The sequence below is a fragment of the Pigmentiphaga litoralis genome (assembly GCF_013408655.1).
Classification (GTDB): domain Bacteria; phylum Pseudomonadota; class Gammaproteobacteria; order Burkholderiales; family Burkholderiaceae_B; genus Pigmentiphaga; species Pigmentiphaga litoralis_A.
Genome location: NZ_JACCBP010000001.1, coordinates 1,943,294 through 1,963,528 on the forward strand (window position 1 = coordinate 1,943,294; position 20,235 = coordinate 1,963,528).

A 20,235-nucleotide genomic window follows, 5' to 3' on the forward strand; every position below is an offset into this window, starting at 1 on the left:
CACCCTACCCGGCGTTTTTTTTCACCATGCAATCGAATGATTTGAACGACACCCTTCAGCGCGTCGGCGAGCAGGCTCGCCGTGCCGCGCGCGCCCTGGCCCGTGCCGACGGCGCCGCCAAGGCCGCCGCCCTGCGCGCGATGGCGCAGGGCCTGCGCACCCACGCCGCGTGGCTGCAGGAAGAAAACCGCAAGGATCTGGACGCCGCCCGCGCCAATCAGCTGGAAGCGGCACTGCTGGACCGCCTGACCCTGTCGGACCGCGCGCTGGAACTGATGGCCACCGGGCTGGAACAGATCGCCGCCATGCCGGACCCGGTCGGCGAACTGACCGACACCCGCATCCGCCCCAACGGCATGCAGATCGCCCGCATGCGCGTGCCGATCGGCGTGATCGGCATCATCTACGAATCGCGGCCGAATGTGACCATCGACGCGGCTGCCCTGTGCATCAAGTCGGGCAACGCAGCCATTCTGCGCGGCGGCTCGGAAGCCTTCCATTCCAACACCGCCCTGGGCAAGATCGTGCAGGACGGCCTGGCCGCCGCCGGCTTGCCGCTGCACGGCGTGCAGATGGTCCCGACCACCGACCGCGCGGCGGTAGGCATCCTGGTCACCATGACGGAACACGTGGACGTGATCGTGCCGCGCGGCGGCAAGGGCCTGATCCAAAGGCTGTCGAAAGAAGCGCGGGTGCCGATGATCAAGCACCTGGATGGCATCTGCCATGTGTACGTGGATCGGGATGCCGACTTGCGCAAGGCGCACACGATCGCGATCAACGCCAAGACCTACCGATATGGGATTTGCGGCGCGATGGAAACGCTGCTGGTGCACGAAGCGGTGGCGCCCGCCTTCCTGCCCGAGGTGGCGGCCGCGTTTGCGACACACGGCGTGGAGCTGCGCGGCTGTGAGCGCACACTTTCCGTGCTGCCAGGCATTGCAGCGGCCACGGCTGAAGACTGGGACACCGAATACCTAGCGCCTATCCTGGCTGTCCGGGTCGTGACGTCGCTGGACGATGCCATCGACCATATCGAGACGCATGGGTCGGGCCACACCGACGCCATCGTGACCGAGCAGATCGGCGCCGCGCGCCGTTTCCAGCGCGAAGTCGACTCCAGCTCGGTCTATGTGAATCTGCCGACCTGCTTTGCGGACGGCTTCGAGTATGGCCTGGGCGCCGAAATCGGCATTTCGACCAACAAGCTGCATGCGCGCGGGCCGGTCGGGCTGGAAGGCCTGACCACGCTCAAGTGGGTGCTGTCCGGCGACGCGCAGACGCGCGGCACGCCGTAGCCCGCCTCACTTTTTCAGGAATTCGCCATGTTGTGGGTCAAAGCCTTTCACATCCTGTTTGTTGCGTCCTGGTTCGCCGGGCTGTTCTACCTGCCCCGCATCTTTGTGAACCTGGCGCAGGAAACGCAGCCGGCCGTGGTGTCCCGCCTGCTGCTGATGGCACGCAAGCTGTATCGCTTCACGTCCATCCTGTCGGTGCCCGCCGTGCTGCTTGGGCTGTGGCTCTACCTGGGCTATGGTATCGGGAAGGGCCCCGGCAATGGCTGGATGCACGCCAAGCTGGCGGTGGTCGTGCTGACCATCGGCTACCACCACGCCTGTGGCAGCCTGCTCCGCAAATTCGAAGCCGGCCGCAATGTGCGGTCGCATGTGTTCTACCGCTGGTTCAACGAAGTGCCCGTGCTGTTGCTGCTGGCCGCCGTGATCTTCGTGGTCGTCAAACCTTTCTAATTGGTCTTATTTTGTCCGACACCCCTCCGCGCAAGAAGATTTCCCTGAACCCGGCCGGTCGCGCGCCCGCCGACGCTTCGCCGCGGCCGGACGACGGCCGCAGCCGCTCCGGCCCGCGCGCGCGGCGCGTGGTGCAGGCGGCGCTGGAAAGCGGCAAGGCGCGCCGGCTGGAACGCGGCGAGCCCGGCCAGGGTGATCGCGCTGACCGCGGTGATGGCGCTCCCGGCCGTGACGCCGGACGCCCGGACCGCGCCGAGGGGCCGCGGATGTCGGATCGCTTTCCGGAGCGATCGTCGGAACGATCGTCGGAACGTTCAGACCCCGCCGCGGCCGGCGCAAGGTCCCCGTCGGCACGTCCTCCGGCGGCAGCAGGCGGCCGTTCCGGCGAAGGCCGGGCCGCTGCACCTCGATCCGGTGGCGACCGACCCTATTCTGATCGCGGTGATCGTTCAGCCGGCGGCCGCCCTGGCGAAGGCCGGTCCGCCGGGGCGTCGTCTTCCGGCAACCCGAACGCCCGCGAACGCCGCCCGACCTACCGTTCCACCGAACCCGAACAGGACCTGAGCGTCGCCGCCCATGAAGGCGACCGTTCGGTCGGCGATACCACGTCGCGCGCCGCCCGCCCCACCATGGACGCCGGCCGCGGCGCGCCGGGTGCGCAACGCGGCGGGTTCCGCCCGCGTAATTCGCCGTCGCGCACGGCTCCGCCACCGTCCACGGCCCAGGCCGAAGCCGTCGCGGCCCGCGCCAAGCCGGGCGTCGAAATCTTTCCGGTGTTCGCACCCTGCCCGCAAGGCCTGGAAGGCGTGCTGGTCGATGAATTGAAGGGCCTCGGTTTTGCCGACGCCTGGGCCGGCCGCGCCGGCGCCCATTTCACGGCCGACTGGACCGAAGTCATGCGGGTCAACCTGCAATCGCGTCTGGCGACCCGCATTCTGGTGCAGGTCAACTACGGCACCGTCCACACCGAAGACGACCTGCTGGAACTGGCCCGCGCTACCCCGTGGGAACGCTGGTTCGGCGCCGAACAGACCCTGCGTGTCGACACCTCGGCCGTCCGCAGCCCGATGAAAAGCCTGCAGTTCTGCAACCTGCGGGCCAAGGATGGCATTTGCGACCGCCTGCGCGATCGCGAAGGCGAACGGCCCAGCATCGACACCGTGCGCCCCGACGCCCGCGTCCATGTCTTCCTGTCCGAAACGACCGCCACGCTCTACCTGGATACGTCGGGCGAAAGCCTGTTCAAACGCGGCTGGCGTCTGGACAAGGGCGAAGCGCCCCTGCGCGAAAACCTGGCGGCCGGCCTGCTCGCGTTGTCGGGCTGGCGCATCGACAGCCCGCTGCTCGACCCCTTCTGCGGAAGCGGCACCATCGTGATCGAAGCCGCCTTGAAGGCGCTGAACGTGCCGCCCGGCATCAGCCGCCCATTTGCGTTCGAACGGCTGCGCGGCCACCAGGAATGGCGCTGGCGCGACCTGAAGGAAGACGCCCGCGCCCACATCCTGCCCAAGCTGCCCATGCAGCTGGCCGGCGCCGACATCGACGAACGTGCGATCGCCGCTGCTCGCGACAACGCCAATCGGGCCGGCCTGACCGAAGACGCCGTCTACTTCGAAGTGGCCGACGCGCGCGATACCTGCCCGCTGGACGAGCAGGTGGGCTGGATCATCACCAACCCGCCGTATGGCGAACGACTCGACGTGGAAACGGACACGCAGCTCTGGACCGAGTGGGCGTCCACGCTCAAGCGCGAATTCGGCGGCTGGCAGATGCACATGATCACCAACGACCTGGACCTGCCGAAAAAGCTGCGTCTGAACCCGTCGCGCCGCACGCCGCTGTACAACGGCGCGCTGGAATGCCGCCTGTTCGGCTTCGAGCTGGTCGCGGGCGGCTTCCGCCGCTAGGGCGTTCGACCGTCCATGGACCTGCGTTATCTGCTGAAGATGCTGGCGCTGCCGCCAGGCTGCCTGCTGCTCGTGCTGCTGCTGGCCTGGCTGTTCCGGCGCCGCCTGCCCAGGCTGGCCTCGCTCCTGTTCCTGGGCAGCGTCGCCATGCTGTGGATGCTGTCCACCCCCTGGTTCGTGGAATGGGGCGGCCGCCGCCTGGAAACCGATGCCCCGCTGCCCGCGGCGTCCTGGCCTGCCCTGGCGGGACGGGCCGATGCCATTGTTGTGCTGGGCGCCGGCCGGCGAGAGTCCGATCCGGGCTGGGGCAAGGACGTGGCCGGCATCTACAGCACCGAACGGGTGCGCTACGGCGCCCGCATCGCCAAGTCCAGCGACCTGCCGGTGCTGGTGTCAGGCGGCAAGGTCTGGGAAGACGACAGCCACCCCAGCGAAGCCGACCTGATGGCCGAGGTCTTCGAGCAGGATCACCAGCAAGCCGTGCGCTGGCGCGAAGGCAACAGCCGCACCACTCAGGAAAACGCCGAGCGCAGCTGGGCCCTTCTGGAGCCGGAAGGCAAGACACGCATCGTCCTGGTGACGCAGGCCTGGCATATGCCCCGCGCCCGCCGGCTGTTCCTGCAACAGGGCTTTACGGTGATCCCGGCGCCCATGGGCTACCTCAGCGCGCCCAACGGCCGCCCCTTCTATGGGCTGCTGCCCGACGCCAACTCCTTTTCGAACAGCGTGCTCATCGTTCATGAGGGTCTGGGCGCCTGGCTGTACGCCCACGCGCCGTCATTCGCCAGCTCTCGCTAGGCCTGGCGAGCACCGATGTGGCGCATCAGCCGCATGTTTGTGGTGCAAGCAACACAAAACCCCGCATTCTTGACAGGTTCCTGAACCAAGGCTTGCTCTCGTCTAGGGTTTGCCCTAATATAGGGTTATTCCCTAGGTGATTACTCCTAGGTGAAAACCCCAGACGGAGCAATACCATGAACTACGTTCAAGAAAGCAAGTTGACTGACACTCTCGAACGCGAACTGGTCCGCAACGAACTGGCCAACGGACATGCCGCCCCGCAACCTTTCGCTTTTGTCACGAAAGTCGCGATGGCATTCATTTCCACGATGGCTGATTTGAAGTCGATCGCGCGCAAGCAAGACGTGCAGTACGCAAATGGCTAAGCTGTTTCGCTAGCTGTAAAAAAGAGAGGGCGAACCTGTAAAGGTGTCGCCCTTTGTTTTGCCCGCTCGAAATGCATGACTCAGGATCCGAGCGGACGTCAGGCCGTGGTGCCGACAGGTCATCTCAACCGTCAACGCCGGGCCTGCCTGCCGCGTTGACTCAGTTCAGCGTCAACTCGCCCTTCATGATCGCCCAGTGTCCCGGAAACGAGCAGAAGTAGGCGTACTTTTCGCCGGCTTTCAGCTTGCTCACGTCAAACGTGACCGAGTCCTTCTCGCCACCGCCAATGACTTTGGTGTGCGCAATCACGCGCGCGTCGCCCGGCTTGACGTAATCCTTGTCCAGCCCCGCCGACATGCCGTCGGTCGCCACCTTCTGCATGTCCGCCTGGGTCGTCAGCACCCAGTTGTGACCCATCGATGCCTTGGGCAGCTTGCCCGGGTGCGTCAGATTGACCGTGAACTGCTTGCAGCTCTTGTCGACCGCAATGGTCTTGGTGTTGAACTGCATGGCATCGTTGCCCTGGACCTCGACCGAGCAGGACGCGGCAGCCGAAGCCAGCCCGGGCACTGCAATGGCGCCCATCAGCGCGATACCGGCAATAAGGTGTTTCTTCATGGTGATTCACTCTTCCTGATGACAAGCGAAGCCCATCATACTTGACCGCTCCAGAAGCACGGTCATGCCACGGCTTCATCGACTCTTCATCTCACACCAAGGTGGTCTTCAGGCGCGCCCACGAAACTTGAGGTCAAGCTTCGTCAGTGGAATTGATCGATGATTATGTCTTGCCCTTGGGCCATCGTGTACCGAGCCTTCTGCTCCATTGGTGCGCCTCTTCCCCCCTTGGGAACTTTCAGCGATCGACTACCGCTTCTTTGGTGGCTTCGCGGTGTGTCCGAACTGCTTTGGACAGGATTGTTCGCAGCGTCGATGTTTTTCTGCTTCTACATGACCTATGCCATCTTCATGCGCGTGTGTAGCGTTTCCGGAAAAACTCGGGCAATGCTTGATCGCGCAAGCCGCATCGGTCTTCCGGCCATCTCTTTATATGCAGGGTGGACCTTACAAGACAGTTTGACCTGATCGGGCACGCCACTTCATCAGATCTTCATGTTCGGATCAGCCCGGCTTCAGGTGACGGCGGCAGACTTCATCGCCTTCACAACCGATGCGAGCCATCCATGATGATTTGCCCCCTGCTTCTGAACACTGCCTTGCTGCGCAATGCGTCCGCGATGCTGCTTGCTGCAGCGCTGCCCGGTTGCAGCGGCGACAGCACATCCGCGACGTCCCGTTTACCGCTGGTCGCGGAGATCACCCGCACCGCATATGGCATTCCGCACGTGAAGGCCGTCGACGAGGCAAGCTTGGGATATGGGGTGGGCTTCGTACAGGCGCAAGACGGCGTATGCGCACTGGCGGAGCAGTTCGTCGAAGTGGCCGGCGAACGCGCCAGATATTTCGGCGAGGGCGTTGCCCTGCCGCAAACCTTGGGCGTGCCAGCCAACCTGTCATCCGACATCTTTTTCAGACTGCTGAACGACGAGGATTCGGTCGTGGCGGCGCAGTCGGCGCAAACTCCCGAAGTGACCGCGCTGATGCAGGGTTGGGTGGCCGGCTATAACCGCTTTGTGAGAGACACGGCAGCGTCGTCGCTGCCCGCCGCTTGCCGCAATGCCGAGTGGGTACGCCCCGTCACGATACGAGACCTGGCCAGGCTGATGCGTTTCTATAATGCGATAGGCGGCATGCTGGATCTGCAGGGCGTCATCGCAGCGGCGGCTCCGCCTTCCCCGGCCTTTACCGGCGCTTCGGTTGGCAGCCGGGCATCGAGCAAGGCGTCACACGGTGACGTCGTCACCGCGCACCTGTCGCAGGCCGTCGCCCGACGTCCGACCGCAAGCAACGCCTTGGCCATCGGCAAAGACCTTTCCGCCAATGGTCGAGGCATTCTGCTGGGCAATCCCCACCTTCCGTGGCACGGCCCATTGCGAATGGGAATGCTGCATGTCACGCTTGAAAACAAGCTGGACACCATGGGCGCAACGCTCCCCGGCGTGCCGGTCGTCGGCATCGGCTTTAACGACCAATTTGCGTGGACGCACACGACGACAACGTCGCGCCACGGCACCTTCTACCGACTGCAGCTCGATCCCGGCAACGCCACCAACTATCTCGTGAACGGACAGAGCCGACCCATGCGCGGCCGCACGGTCCAGGTCACGGTCAAGGAGCGTTCCGGCGCGGTGCGCATTGATCGCCGTACCTTGTACACATCGGAATTCGGCTGGATCGTAGCCTGGAAAGAAGACGGCACCGCCATTGCCTACAAAGACGCCCTGGTGGACAGTCATCGGCTGGTGGAAGAGTGGTACGGCATCAATCGCGCCCGCTCGCTGGATGAGATCAAGACCTTCATTCAACGCAACGTGGGGAACCCCTGGAACAATACGATTGCCGCTGACCGTCTTGGTGCAACAATATTCCTCGCCGTCACGCCAGTGCCAAAGCTGTCACCTGAACGCCTGCAGCGGTGTCTGATCACCGAGCCGGAACTTCAGTTGGTACCCGGAAGCTTCCTGCTGGAAGCGCGGGAGGACTGCCACTGGGAGATCGATCCCGACGCGCCTCAGGCAGGCATCGTTGCTGGTAAATCGATGCCGGCGCTGCTGCGCACGGACTTTGTCCACAACGCCAACGACAGCGCCTGGATCGCGCAACCTGCCGCCCCGCTGACGGGCTATTCGCCACTGGTCAGCGAAGAACGGCAGCCGCTCCCGGCGCGTGCCCGCTTTGGCTTGAGTCAAATCGCTGCGGTTGCCCGACGCGGCGGGACGCTTGCACCCGACGACGTGCAAGCCCTGGTGACCGGAAACCGGGTGTACCAAGCCGACCTCTGGCTGGACGATTTGCTGCTCGCCTGCGCGGGTGTACCAGAACTCGAAACAGGGTGCAGCGCTCTGCGCGCCTGGGACCGCAAGGCGAATTTGGATGCCGGCGTCGGTTTTGGATACTTCGAAGCGTTTGTCATGGCGGCAAGTACGCCGGATGCATGGTGGCGCATACCCTTCGATCCCGCAGATCCGGTCAACACCCCAGCCGGGCTACGCGTGAACGACACCGAGATTCAGGCAGCAGTGCGCAAGCGCCTGGCTTCCGCCGTGGAAGCGGTCGATCAGTCCGGGCTTTGGAGCGCGGGCCGCCGCTGGGGGGACATCCAGCGCGCGCGGCTTGGCGGCCAACTGACAGGCATTCACGGAGGACCGGATGAACTTGGCACTTACAACGCCATGGCGAGCCGCGTCCAGTCCGAGGCGTCGGTAAGGGAGGTGGAAGCAGGCGCGAGCTATCTCCAGGTCGTCAGCTTCGACAACAACGGGCCGCGCGCCAAGGCCATTCTCGCGTATTCCCAGTCGTCCGACCCCGAATCGCCGCACGCACTGGACCAGACCTTGCTATTCGCACGAAAGGAATGGGTGACGCTTCCTTTCACGACCCGAGAGATCAGCGCCGACCCCAGCCGTCGCCGCTTGCTGATCGCGGAATGACGGATTTTCGTGGGTACCTGCTTTCGCCAGAATGCGGCAAGTCAACGAAGCGTTGGGAGACAGAGCGCATGAAAATTCTTCTGGTGGAAGACGACCTGGACTTGGGGAAAGGCGTCGGTCTGGCCATGCAGGCACAGCACATTGACGTCGTTTGGGTGCGTCGCCTGGTCGACGTTCCTCGCGCGCTGGATGCGGGGGATGTCGACGTGGTCGTGCTGGACCTCGGCCTGCCGGATGGCGACGGGCTTGATCTTCTCGCCCGATTGCGACGTGACCGAAGCCGCTTGCCTATCCTGATCCTCAGTGCACGTACTGCCATCCACGACAGGCTGTACGGCCTGGACAGCGGCGCCGATGACTACCTGGTCAAGCCGTTTGTGCTGGCCGAATTGCTGTCACGCGTACGCGCCTTGGCGCGTCGCAGTGCCGCCACGGCAGGCGAAAGCCGCCTGGCATCGCAGCAGCTGGTGCTGTACGAGGCCACACGCACCGTCACGCTGGACGGCGTCAACATCGAGCTGTCGCGCACCGAATTCGATTTGCTTGCTGTCCTGCTGCGGCAGCCCGGACGGGTCGTCGCGCGATATCTGCTGGAAGAAACCGCTTTGCCGCACGGCCGTGCCGGCGCCAGCAACACGCTCGACGTCCACATTTCGAATCTGCGAAGAAAGATCGGGAAAGATGCCATTCGTACCGTGCGCGGGATTGGCTACGCCATGTCGACCGCATCCACCGAGGTGACATCATGTCGCTGATATCCATGGCGCGCGCCGGGTCTCGCTGTTTGGCGCGGCCCTCCTTGTTCCGGCGGCTGATGATCGCGCAGGCCATAACGCTGTTTTTGCTGTGGACACTCTTGATGGGACTCACTGTCCACGAAGCCAGCACCACCAACGACATCCTCGACAACGATGCGATTTTCGCGGCAGTTCTTTCCGTCGCCGACAACCTGGCCCATTACCCCGAGCGTCAACGTGAAAGCCTGGCGCGCATGGTCGATGCGCTAAACGATGTTCAGCATGGCGCCGAGGGCGCCGACGCACGACCAACGAATGCGCCTTTCCTGGTGGCTTTGTTGGTCTGGCAGGATGACAAGCTTGTGTATCGGTCTTCCGAGCGCGTCCCTCTGGTCCGCCAGACGCGGTTTTCCGTCAGGGAAGATCACGAAACACGGGGCAGCACGTTTCGAGTCAGGACATTGCGCTCAAGACACACCGCAACCGAGGCCACACTTGTCGTACCTGACCTCCGGGAGCATGTTCTGACCTTTCATTCCCGGGGTCTGTTTGTGCTGCCGCTCCTGATCAGCCTTCCTTTCCTGATGCTGCCGGCGGGCTGGTCAGTCTATCGTGCCCTGCGCCCCTGGAACCAGTTGAGCGACGAAATCGCAAAGCGCGACCCCGCAGACATGCGACCCTTCCAGATCGCGACTCGGGTGGGAGAGCTCCAGCCCTTCGTTGCAAGCGTCAACCTGTTGCTGGAACGGGTTCGGAAGAGCGCCACGCGCGAGCGCGCTCTGATCGCCGACGCGGCGCACGAATTGCGCACTCCGCTAGCGGCCATGCGCGTTAATGCCGAAGCACTGCACGACTGCACCGGCGATAGTGGACAACGAGAACTTCTGGATGCGCTGATCCGCTGCAACATGCGCGCATCGCGCCTGGTCAACCAATTGCTTCAGCTCAGCCGCAATGAGGGCATGGCCGATACGATGATCCTGCAGCAACTCAGATTGGATACCCTCGTTCAAAATCGCCTTGCGGCATTTGATCCATTGGCGGGCAAATACGGCGTGGAACTGGAGCTCCAGATCATGGATGCACCAATTACCATTGAAGGAGATTATGAAAGTCTGATTTCGCTGATCGATAACCTGGTAGATAACGCCATCAAGTACAGCCCGCAAGGGGGCCGGGTCACAGTACAGATTGAACGTGTCAAGAACGGCGTCTGCCTGATTGTCCATGACGAAGGCCCCGGGATTGCCGAGCACCAGCGCGAGCGTGTGTTCGACCGCTTCTATCGCTGTCCGGACGCGAGCCAAACGGGCTCGGGGCTGGGATTGGCGATCGTGCGCTCCGTGTTGAATCGGCACGGTGCCTCGATCACGCTGTCACGCAGCACTATTGGTCTGGGCCTGGCGGCGCGGGTCGACTTCGTGGGGTGACGATCTCCGTTTTACTTCGGCTACGTAGCCTTCCCTTTGGCAGCACCGCGAATTGAGCGTGAGCGCCAACGATTGCATTGTGGCAACCCACCCCGCATGCCCATTTGTGCTGCGGTTTGCCATCGTCATTCGTCCAAAGGGATTCCCATGACACCCCTGCGCCACGTGGTTATTGCCGCCGCCCTTGCTTGTATCGCCACCGGTGCGTCGGCCCAGGACTTCAAACAGCCCATCAAAGTCATCGTGCCTTTCGCCGCAGGCGGCGCGACCGATCAGCTGGCCCGCCTGTTGGCGCCTCGTCTGGGCAACGTGCTCGGCACGACCGTTACGGTCGAAAACCGGGCCGGCGCCAGCGGCCAAGTGGGCACCGCCGCCGTCAAGTCGGCTGCGCCCGACGGCAGCACGCTGCTACTCGCGCCGGATCACGCCACCGTGGTGGTTCCGCTCATTTCGCCAACAGCCGGTTATCACGCGATCCGGGACTTCGTGCCCCTGGGCCAGATTGCCCGCTATCAGTGGGCGCTCAGCGTGCCGGCCAGCAGTCCTGCCAGGAATCTGGCCGGCTATGTCGACCTGCTTCGCGCAAAACCGCAAGACGCCAACTACGGCATTCCGCTAAAGGGCGGCGTGCCCGAGATCATCGGGACCGTGATCGAACGCAAGGCGGGCGTCCCGCTACAGGCCACGCCCTACAGCGGGTCTGCGGCCGTGTTGCCGCCGCTGGCCGCCGGTGAAATCAGCGCCGGCGTGACGGGCGAGCCCGAAGCCTTGGCCCTGTCGCGCGAAGGCAAGATTCGCATCATCGCGGTATCCGGCGGCGCCCGCTCGCCGGTCCTTCCCGACGTGCCGACCTTCGAAGAGGCTGGCTTTCCAGGCGTCAACGTCAACAGTTTCCACGCCTTTTACGCGCCCAAGGCACTTCCCCCCGCCATGGCCGACACCTTCAACGCCGCCTTGCGCACCGTGCTGAAAGACGAGGAGGTGAAGCGCAAGATCAAGGACATGCCCCTGGTGCTGGACCCCACCGATCTGGAAGGCGCCAAACGCGAACTGGCCAAATCGCAGGACTTCTGGGACAAGGCCACCCAGCCGAAAAAATGAGGGGTGACAGCCGTGGCGCCATCGCAGGCGCTGCGGCAGTCCGGGCGAACGTCGCAGACCTTGCATACGCAATTCCCCGGTCGCCACTTTCGCGCATTGAAGATTCCTGGCCGCCCTTGCACTGTTGACGTCCCTACGTTCTGTTCACTGCAAGGATGATCATGCTTTCACGACGACACTGGCTGACGACCGTCATGGCGGCCGGACTCGCTACCCTCCTGTTCACCGGCGCCGCGCACGCGCAAGACGGCAAACCGACGCTCAGGATAGTCGTGCCTTACGCTGCCGGGGGCGCCACGGATGCGCTTGCGCGGCTGCTGGCGCCTCGCCTGTCCAAGGAACTGGCGCAACACGTGGTGGTGGAGAACCGGGCGGGGGCCAGCGGCCAGATCGGCACGGCAGCCGTCAAGGCGGCGCCGCCCGACGGCAATACCTTCCTGCTGTCGATCGACCATGCCGTGGTCGTGGTGCCGCTGATCACGCCCACCGCAGGCTATGACGCCATGAAGGACTTCACGCCCGTGGGCCAGGTCGCCCGTTTCCAGTGGACCTTTGCGGTGCCGGTCACCAGCCCGGCCAAGACATTGACCGAATTCGTTGACCACACCCGCAAGCATCCGGCAGACGCCAATTACGGTGTTCCGCTGCACGGCGGCGTGCCCGACATCATCGGAACGGCGATCGACCGCAAGGCCGGCGTGCTGCTGCAGCCGGTGCCCTTCAGCGGGTCAGCCGCCGTCATGCCGCAGCTGATCAGCGGCCAGATCGCAGCAGGGGTCACCGGCGAAGCCGAAGGCGTGGCCATGGCGCGTGGCGGCAAGCTGCGTATCCTTGCGGTGTCCGGCACGTCACGGTCGGCGCTGCTGCCCGACGTGCCCACGTTTGAAGAACTCGGCTTTCCGGGCGTGAACGTCAACAGCTTCACCGCCTTCTTTGCGCCTAAGGGACTGCCGCAGCCGCTGGCCGAACGCTTCAACGCCGCCCTTCACAAGGTGCTGGCCGACGACAGCGTCAAGGCCAAAATCGCCGACATGCCCATGCACTTGGCCCCCACCGACCTGGAAGGCGCCAAACGGGAACTGACGGCGTCGTACGCCTTCTGGAACGACCCGAAGCGGTCCAAGCCGTGAACGAAGCCGGCCGTAAACAACGCCGGCCGTAACGACGCAGCCCGCCAGCAACACGGGCCACCCGCCAAGCCGCCTTTCCAGTTAACCCAACGTCACACGCAACAACGCCCGAAGTTCAGGATCACGTCCTTTCCTTGGGGCGTTGCATTCACGCCTGCGGCCAACCGGCGGGGATCCCTCCCCGCCACCTACCCTTACCGCAGTTGCGACACCGGCGCCGGCGCGGGGGCCGCGGTCGTTTCCGACCAACCGCCACCCAGCGACTTGTACAGCTGCACCAGGTTGTTCAGGCGCTGCAGCCGCGCTTGCAGCAACGATTGCTCCGCCGTGAACAGCGTGCGCTGCGCATCCACCAGTTGCAGCAAGCTTTCGATGCCGTTCTGGTAGCGCAAGTCGGACAGTTCCAGGTTGCGCTGCGATGCACGCACCAGGTCTTCGGTTGCCCGGATCTGGTCGTCGTAGGTCGCCTTCGCATCCAGCGTATCCGCCACTTCGCGGAACGCGGTCTGGATCGTCTTTTCGTAGTTCGCCACCGAGATGTCGCGGCGCACTTCGGCCAGCGTCAGGTTGGCGCGATTGCGGCCGTTGTCAAAGATCGGCAAGACGATCTGGGGCGCGAAGCTCCACGCCTGCGACCCGCTGCCGAACAGTCCCGATAGCTGGCTGCTCGACGTGCCTGCCGACCCGGTCAACGAAATGCGCGGGAAGAAGTTCGCCCGCGCGGCGCCGATGCTGTAGTTGTTGCCACGCAGGGTCTGCTCGGCCGACCGGATGTCCGGACGACGTTCGATCAGGTCCGACGTCAGGCCCACCGGCACATCCGCAAGAATGTTCTGCTGATACAGCGGCTGGGGCGGCGGCAGATCGGCCGGCATCGGCTGGCCGATCAACAGCACCAGGGCGTTGGTCGACTGCGCACGATTGCGCAGGGCGATCGCCAGGTCGGCGCGTGCCGTCTGGACCAGCGCGTTGGACTGCGCAAATTCCAGTTCCGACGCAGCGCCGTTATCAAATCGCAGCTTGATCAGTTCCAGCGACCGCTGGCGCGCTTCGAGCGTGCGCCCGACGATCACCAGCTGTTCGTCGGCCGCGCGTTCGTTCAGGTAGGCGTTGGCCACCTGCGCGACCAGGCTAATCTGGGTCGATGCGGCTGCTTCGGCGGTCGACAGGTACTGCGTCAGGGCCGCTTCGCTCAGGTTACGCACCCGGCCGAACAGGTCCAGTTCGAACGCCGTGACGCCCAGGCCGACCGTGAACTGGCCGCTCGTGGTCGCCTGCCGCAGGATCGACAGGTCGGCCGGCGTGCGGGCACGGGTGCCCGTTGCCTGCGCGTTCAGCGTCGGCAGCCGGTCGGCATTGGTAATGCCGTACTGCGCGCGCGCCGCCTCGATATTGAGGATGGCGACGCGCAGGTCGCGGTTGTTCTGCAAGGACAGCTCGACCAGCCGCTGCAGGCGCGGATCGCCAAAGAAATTGCGCCACCCGATGTCGGCGGCCGACGTCTGGCCCGCTACCGGCGCCGGGGCGCCATGCGACGCGAAACTCGCCTCGACAGGCGCCGCGGGGCGCTCGTAGGTGGGTGCAAACGAGCACCCTGCCAGCAGGGCCGCCGCCGTCGCGAGCGCGAATACGTGCTTGCTCATATCAATTCCCTTCATGCTTGACGACGGCGCCGTTGGCCGGCGGGGTGTCGTCAATAGTGCCGTTGTCGTGGCGGACTTCGCCCTGCTTGGTCTTGAACAGACGCAGGGTCACCACGAAGAACACCGGCACGAAGAACACCGCAAGGATGGTGGCCGAGATCATGCCGCCGATCACGCCGGTACCGATGGCGCGCTGGGCACCCGAGCTGGCGCCGGTGGCGATGGCCAGCGGCAGCACACCCAGGATGAACGCCAGCGACGTCATCAGAATCGGACGGAAGCGCAGACGCGAAGCTTCCAGCGTCGACTCGACCAGGCCCTTGCCTTCGGCGTACAGGTCTTTCGCGAATTCCACGATCAGAATCGCGTTCTTGGCCGACAGTCCGATGATGGTGATCAGGCCCACCTTGAAGAACACGTCGTTCGGCATGCCCCGCAAGGTCACCGCCAGCACCGCACCGATCACGCCAAGCGGCACCACCAGCATCACCGACACCGGAATCGACCAGCTTTCATACAGCGCGGCCAGCACCAGGAACACCACCAGCAGCGACAGACCCAGCAGGATAGGCACTTGCGAGCCCGACACGCGTTCCTGCAGCGACTGGCCGGTCCACTCGTAGCCGATGCCCGGCGGCAGTTCGCCGATCAGGCGTTCCATTTCGGCCATGGCTTCACCGCTCGAATACCCCGGCTTGGCGTCACCCGAAATCTTGTAGGCGCCGTAGCCGTTGTAGCGAACCAGCTGCACCGGACCACTCTGCCATTCCACCTTGGCGAAAGCCGACAGCGGCACCACGCCACCCGAGGTATTGGGCGCGTTCAGCTTCAGGATGTCGTCGGCGGACGTACGCGAATACGGTTCGCCCTGGACCACGACCCGCTGCACGCGGCCGTTGTTCGTGAAGTCGTTGACCACCGAGGAACCCAGCGTGGTTGACAACGTCGACGTGATCGCGCCGAAGGTCACGCCCAGGGCGTTGGCCTTGACACGGTCGATCACCAGTTGCAGCTGCGGCGCGTCTTCCAGGCCTTCGACCCGGGCGTACGCCAGGACCGGGCTTTTAGGCACGGCAGCCATCAGCTGGTTGCGGGCAGCCAGCAGGCCGTCGTGGCCCAGGCCGCCGCGGTCTTGCAGACGCAGGGCGAAACCGGTGGCGTTACCCAGTTCCGTGATCGCGGGCGGCACCACCGAGAACGCCATGGCGTCCTTGATGCGGCCCATGAACGTGCCCGTGCCGCGACCGGCTTCGGCAGCCGCCGATTCATCCGGACCGCGCTCAGACCAGTCCTTGAACGTGGCGAACGAGATGGCGGCGTTCTGGCCGCGGCCCGAGAAGCTGAAGCCCAGAATCGTGATGATCGAGGCGACCGACGGACGCGACAGATAGTGCTGTTCGACCTGTTCCACGGCATCGCGGGTGCGGTTGAACGATGCGCCCGGCGGGGTCTGGATGTCGGTGATCAGGTAACCCTGGTCTTCGGCAGGCAGGAACGACGACGGCAGGCTGATGAAGGTCCAGACCAGGATCGCCACGATCCCGGCGTACACGATCATGAAGATCCCGGTGCGGCCCAGCATGCGGCCGATGACGTTCTGGTAGCCGTCGGTCGTGCGGTCGAACTTGCGGTTGAACCAGCCGAAAAAGCCCTTCTTTTCGTCGTGATGGCCCTTCTTGACCGGCTTGAGCAGCGTGGCGCACAGGGCCGGCGTCAGGGACAGCGCCAGGAAGCCCGAGAACAGGATCGACGCCGCCATCGACAGCGAGAACTGCTGGTAGATCACGCCCACGGAACCGCCCATGAACGCCAGCGGCAGGAACACGGCCGTCAGCACCAGGGTGATACCGACAATGGCGCCGCTGATCTGCGTCATGGCCTTCTTGGTGGCTTCCTTGGGCGACAGGCCCTCGGACGCCATGATCCGTTCCACGTTCTCGACCACCACGATCGCATCGTCCACCAGAATACCGATGGCCAGCACCATCCCGAACATCGTCAGGACGTTGATCGAGAATCCCGCCACCAGCATCACCGCGAAGGTGCCCATCAATGCAATCGGCACCACGATCGACGGAATCAGCGTGTAGCGGATGTTCTGCAGGAACAGGAACATCACCAGGAACACCAGCACCATGGCTTCAAGCAGGGTGTGGATCACCTTTTCGATCGACACGCGCACGAACGGCGACGTGTCGTACGGGGTGGCGTACACATAGTTCTGCGGGAAGCGGGCCGACAATTCCTTCAGCTTGGCCTGCACGCCTTCGGCGGCCGACAAGGCGTTGGCGCCGGGCGACAGCTGCACGGCAATGGCGGCCGTGGGCTTGCCATTCAGGCGCGACGAGAACTGATAGGACTCGGCGCCGATTTCCACACGCGCGACATCACGCACCCGCACGGTCGAACCGTCGGCATTGGCCCGCAGGACAATCGCGCCGAATTCATCGGCGGTGGCCAGCTGGCCCTTGACGATGATGGTGCTGCTGATCTGCTGGTTGGGCAGGCTGGGCTGGTCGCCGATGGCGCCCGCCGTCACCTGGACGTTCTGCGCCGCGATGGCGGCGTTGACGTCCGATGCGCTCAGGTTGTAGCCGCGCAGCTTTACCGGGTCGATCCAGACCCGCATCGCGCGTTGCGACGCAAACAGCTGCGCGCGGCCGATACCCGGCACGCGGCGGATTTCGCTCAGCACGTTACGCGTCAGGTAGTCGCCCAGTTCGATGACGTCGACATCCCCTTCCTTGGACGACAGCGTGACCACCATCAGGAAGTTGGTACTGGCCTTTTCAACCCGGATACCCTGCTGCTGCGCCGACTGGGGCAGCCGCGATTCGACCCGCTTGATCCGGTTCTGTACGTCAACGGCCGCCAGGTCGGGATTGGTGCCCGGGGCGAAGGTCACGTTGATTTCAGCCTGACCGGTCGTGCTGGTCGATTCGAAATACAGCATGCCGGTCGCGCCGTTCAGTTCGTCTTCGATCAGCGAAACGATGCTTTTGTCGACCGTGTCGGCCGAAGCGCCCGGATAGATGGCGGACACCGTGATACTTGGCGGCGCCACGGCCGGGTACTGCGAAATCGGCAGGCTGGGGATGGCAAGAATGCCCCCCAGGATGATGAATAACGCGACCACCCAGGCAAAAATCGGGCGGTTGATAAAAAATTGCGACATGTCTGGTGACTCTCTTAGAGAAGCTCAGGACCGGCGAACCGCCAGGCGCCGATCAAGATTTGGTGCCCGGCGCAGCGGCCGGGCTGGCAGCCGGAGTTGCTGCCGGACGGGCAGGCGCAACGCTGCTGGGGGCCGCCGCAGCGCCCGCTTCAGGCTTCCACGGCACCGGCTTGACCTGGGCGCCCGGACGCAGCTTCTGGAAGCCGGCTACCACGACCACGTCATTGGCCTGCAGGCCCGAGCTGATCAGCCAGCGATCGCCCAGGGCGGCGCCGGTCTTGACCGGACGCGGCTCGACCTTGCCTTCCGCGTTCACCACGAACACCGACGCTTCGCCCGCCGTACCGCGCTGGATGGCCTGTTGCGGCACCGTGATCGCGGCTTCGTCCACACCCTGCTCCACCCGCACCCGCACGTACATGCCCGGCAGGAGCACGTTCTGCGGATTCGGGAATTCGGCGCGCAGCGTCACCTGGCCGGTCGTCGGATCGACGGTCACGTCAGAAAACAGCAGCTTGCCCGACAGCGCGTACTTGGAACCGTCGTCCAGCGACAGATTCACACGCGCCTGGTTTTCGGCCACGCGCTTGATCTTGCCGCTGGCGAACGCCGCGCGCATTTCGGTCAGCTGCGCCACCGACTGGGTGATGTTGGCGTAGACCGGGTCCAGACGCTGGATGGTCGCGAGCGGGGTCACTTCGCTCTGGCCCACCAGGGCGCCTTCGGTCACCAGCGCACGGCCGATGCGGCCGGAGATCGGCGCCTTGACGGTGGCGTAGTCCAGGCTCAGGCGGGCGCGTTCCAGCGCAGCCTTGCTGGCCGACACGGCGGCCTGGCCCTGCTTGTAGGCGGCCACGGCGGTGTCGTATTCCTGCTTGGAGACCGCATTGGCCTTGACCAGGGTCTCGTAGCGTTCGGCCTGGGCCTTGGTCTGGAACAGGTTGGCTTCGTCACGTTCGACGTTGGCCTTGGCGCTGTTGTAGTCGGCCTGGAACGGCGCGGGGTCGATGCGGAACAGCAACTGGCCAGCCTTGACGTCGCTGCCTTCCACGAACGCACGCTGCAGGATCACTCCGGCGACCCGGGCGCGCACTTCGGCAACGCGGGTGGCTTCGATCCGGCCGGGCAGTTCGCTGGTCAGCACTTCGCGCGACGGGGCGACCGTAATGGTCGGCACTTCCATCGGCGGCGGCGCGGCCGCAGCGGGCGCCTCTTTACCTTTACCGCAGGCGGCAAGCGCCAAAACAGCGGCGAGCGACACTGCGCCTAACAGATAGGGTGGGCGTCCGTTGCGTTGCATAGTCTTCCTCTGGCATTGACGGTCCGGGGCCTGTAGGGCGACCGGAGGGAACTCTGATGGGGTGGAGCGCGCCTGCTGCAGCGCACCATGCACGGATGGCCCGACACAATGAAAGTGGCGGGCTAACGGGTAGCGTCGCGCTGCGCATGAGGGTAAATCCTCACTGGATTCTTGCGGCATTGCAGCGTACGACGTGCATGGAAGGTGAAGCAGTATACAAACATACATGAATGTTTGTAAGCCTGGGCAGCAAAATATTCTGCACGCAAAGTGCGATCCAATTATTGCAATCCGCCCGGAGTTGTGAGCACACGGCGCCCGCTGGGCGGGGCGGCAGCGGCCGTTTTGTACTGTACCAAGTGCGACGGCGGTAACCAATCCCGTCGGGCTGCCCTGAGCACCGCACGCAACGGCTATAGTCCAGACCTTGAACGTCGCCCCGCGACTTTGCCCCCGAGGACACCCACCATGCGCCTGGATAATGGACGCGAAAGCGATAATGTTGAAGACCGTCGTGGCAGTGGCGGCGGAGGCGGTTTCATTGGCCGCGGTTCGATCGGCATCGGCACCATCGTGCTGGCTCTGGTGGCGGCCTACTTTGGCGTCGACCCGCGCGTCGTGCTCGACATGGCAGGCGGCGGCGGACCGGCCTCGGTGCAGGCCCCGCAAGGCCCTGCGCAGGCGCCTCCGGCCGACGACGCCCAGGCGCGTTTCGTCTCCATCGTGCTGGCCGACACCGAAGACACCTGGAAAGACATCTTCAAAACCGCCAACGCCAGCTATGTCGATCCCAAGCTGGTGCTGTTCCGCGGTGCAACACAGACGGCTTGCGGCACCGGCCAGTCGGCCATGGGTCCGTTCTACTGTCCGGCCGACAGCAAGGTCTACCTGGACATGAGCTTTTTCCAGGACATGCAGACCAAGCTGAACGCACCGGGCGACTTTGCCCGCGCGTATGTGATTGCGCATGAAGTGGGTCATCACGTGCAGAACCTGACCGGGGTGTCCGCCAAGGTCAGCCGCGAGCGCCAACGCCTCAGCGAAGTCGAAGGCAACCGCCTGTCGGTGCGGGTGGAATTGCAGGCCGATTGTTATGCCGGCATCTGGGCCAACCATGCCAACCGCACCCGCCACATCCTGGAAGCCGGCGATGTCGAATCCGCGCTGAATGCCGCTACCGCCATCGGCGACGACATGCTGCAGAAGAAGTCGCAGGGCCAGGTTGTGCCCGATGCCTTCACCCATGGCAGCTCCGCGCAGCGCGTTCGCTGGTTCAAGCGGGGACTGGAAAGCGGCGAGCCGCAGGCGTGCGATACGTTCACCGCACGCCAGCTCTGATGCCGGAC

General features: G+C 64.4%; 15 protein-coding genes. 11 read left to right on the forward strand and 4 right to left on the reverse strand.

The genetic code is table 11. The annotated features are described in order from the left end of the window. Positions 1-26 precede the first annotated feature (26 nt). From HD883_RS08620 to HD883_RS08640, 5 genes are all read left to right on the forward strand, one after another. Entirely contained in the window at positions 27-1,298 is a 1,272-nt protein-coding gene (locus HD883_RS08620; protein WP_179586423.1) for a glutamate-5-semialdehyde dehydrogenase, read from the forward strand. A 27-nt stretch (positions 1,299-1,325) separates the two neighbouring features. Then, the gene (locus HD883_RS08625; RefSeq protein ID WP_179586421.1) at positions 1,326-1,748 is read left to right on the forward strand and encodes a CopD family protein; all 423 of its coding nucleotides are present in this window, start codon (positions 1,326-1,328) and stop codon (positions 1,746-1,748) included. Positions 1,749-2,308: 560 nt separating this feature from the next. Continuing rightward, positions 2,309-3,655, forward strand: coding sequence for a THUMP domain-containing class I SAM-dependent RNA methyltransferase (locus tag HD883_RS08630; RefSeq protein WP_257022448.1), 1,347 nt, complete (start codon positions 2,309-2,311; stop codon positions 3,653-3,655). A gap of 15 nt (positions 3,656-3,670) precedes the next feature. Continuing rightward, the gene (locus tag HD883_RS08635) at positions 3,671-4,453 is read left to right on the forward strand and encodes a YdcF family protein (protein WP_179586419.1); all 783 of its coding nucleotides are present in this window, start codon (positions 3,671-3,673) and stop codon (positions 4,451-4,453) included. Positions 4,454-4,629: 176 nt separating this feature from the next. Beyond that, complete coding sequence (locus tag HD883_RS08640) at positions 4,630-4,821, forward strand: hypothetical protein (protein WP_179586417.1); 192 nt, start codon at positions 4,630-4,632, stop codon at positions 4,819-4,821. 160 nt (positions 4,822-4,981) lie between these two features. On the opposite strand, the gene azu is transcribed toward HD883_RS08640, so the two are convergent. Next, on the reverse strand, positions 4,982-5,407 hold the full coding sequence (gene azu / locus HD883_RS08645; RefSeq protein ID WP_257022449.1) for an azurin: 426 nt from the start codon (positions 5,405-5,407) through the stop codon (positions 4,982-4,984). A gap of 599 nt (positions 5,408-6,006) precedes the next feature. Between azu and HD883_RS08650 the strand changes: the two genes are divergently transcribed. The 5 genes from HD883_RS08650 (at position 6,007) to HD883_RS08670 (ending at position 12,771) form a co-directional block, all read left to right on the forward strand. Further along, a complete protein-coding gene (locus tag HD883_RS08650; protein ID WP_179586413.1) occupies positions 6,007-8,373 on the forward strand; it encodes a penicillin acylase family protein in 2,367 nt (788 codons plus the stop codon). A gap of 68 nt (positions 8,374-8,441) precedes the next feature. Beyond that, on the forward strand, positions 8,442-9,128 hold the full coding sequence (locus HD883_RS08655) for a response regulator (RefSeq protein WP_179586411.1): 687 nt from the start codon (positions 8,442-8,444) through the stop codon (positions 9,126-9,128). Then, complete coding sequence (locus HD883_RS08660) at positions 9,119-10,540, forward strand: sensor histidine kinase (protein WP_179586409.1); 1,422 nt, start codon at positions 9,119-9,121, stop codon at positions 10,538-10,540. Before HD883_RS08655 ends, HD883_RS08660 begins: the two co-directional genes overlap by 10 nt. Before the next feature lie 147 nt (positions 10,541-10,687). Then, a complete protein-coding gene (locus HD883_RS08665) occupies positions 10,688-11,641 on the forward strand; it encodes a Bug family tripartite tricarboxylate transporter substrate binding protein (protein ID WP_179586407.1) in 954 nt (317 codons plus the stop codon). A 161-nt stretch (positions 11,642-11,802) separates the two neighbouring features. Then, positions 11,803-12,771, forward strand: coding sequence for a Bug family tripartite tricarboxylate transporter substrate binding protein (locus HD883_RS08670; RefSeq protein WP_257022084.1), 969 nt, complete (start codon positions 11,803-11,805; stop codon positions 12,769-12,771). A gap of 194 nt (positions 12,772-12,965) precedes the next feature. Here HD883_RS08670 and HD883_RS08675 read toward each other — a convergent pair whose 3' ends face one another. The 3 genes from HD883_RS08675 to HD883_RS08685 are packed head-to-tail and all read right to left on the reverse strand — an operon-like array spanning position 12,966 to position 18,889. Next, positions 12,966-14,414, reverse strand: coding sequence for an efflux transporter outer membrane subunit (locus tag HD883_RS08675; protein WP_179586405.1), 1,449 nt, complete (start codon positions 14,412-14,414; stop codon positions 12,966-12,968). Between the two features lies 1 nt (position 14,415). Further along, positions 14,416-17,589, reverse strand: a complete 3,174-nt coding sequence (locus HD883_RS08680; protein ID WP_179586403.1) for an efflux RND transporter permease subunit — start codon at positions 17,587-17,589, stop codon at positions 14,416-14,418. 52 nt (positions 17,590-17,641) lie between these two features. Then, on the reverse strand, positions 17,642-18,889 hold the full coding sequence (locus HD883_RS08685) for an efflux RND transporter periplasmic adaptor subunit (RefSeq protein WP_179586401.1): 1,248 nt from the start codon (positions 18,887-18,889) through the stop codon (positions 17,642-17,644). Between the two features lie 468 nt (positions 18,890-19,357). Here HD883_RS08685 and ypfJ point away from each other — a divergent pair, with 468 nt between their 5' ends. Further along, positions 19,358-20,227 carry a KPN_02809 family neutral zinc metallopeptidase gene (gene ypfJ / locus HD883_RS08690; protein ID WP_179586399.1) on the forward strand — a complete coding sequence of 290 codons (870 nt, stop codon included), beginning with the start codon at positions 19,358-19,360 and terminating at the stop codon, positions 20,225-20,227. Positions 20,228-20,235 lie beyond the last annotated feature (8 nt).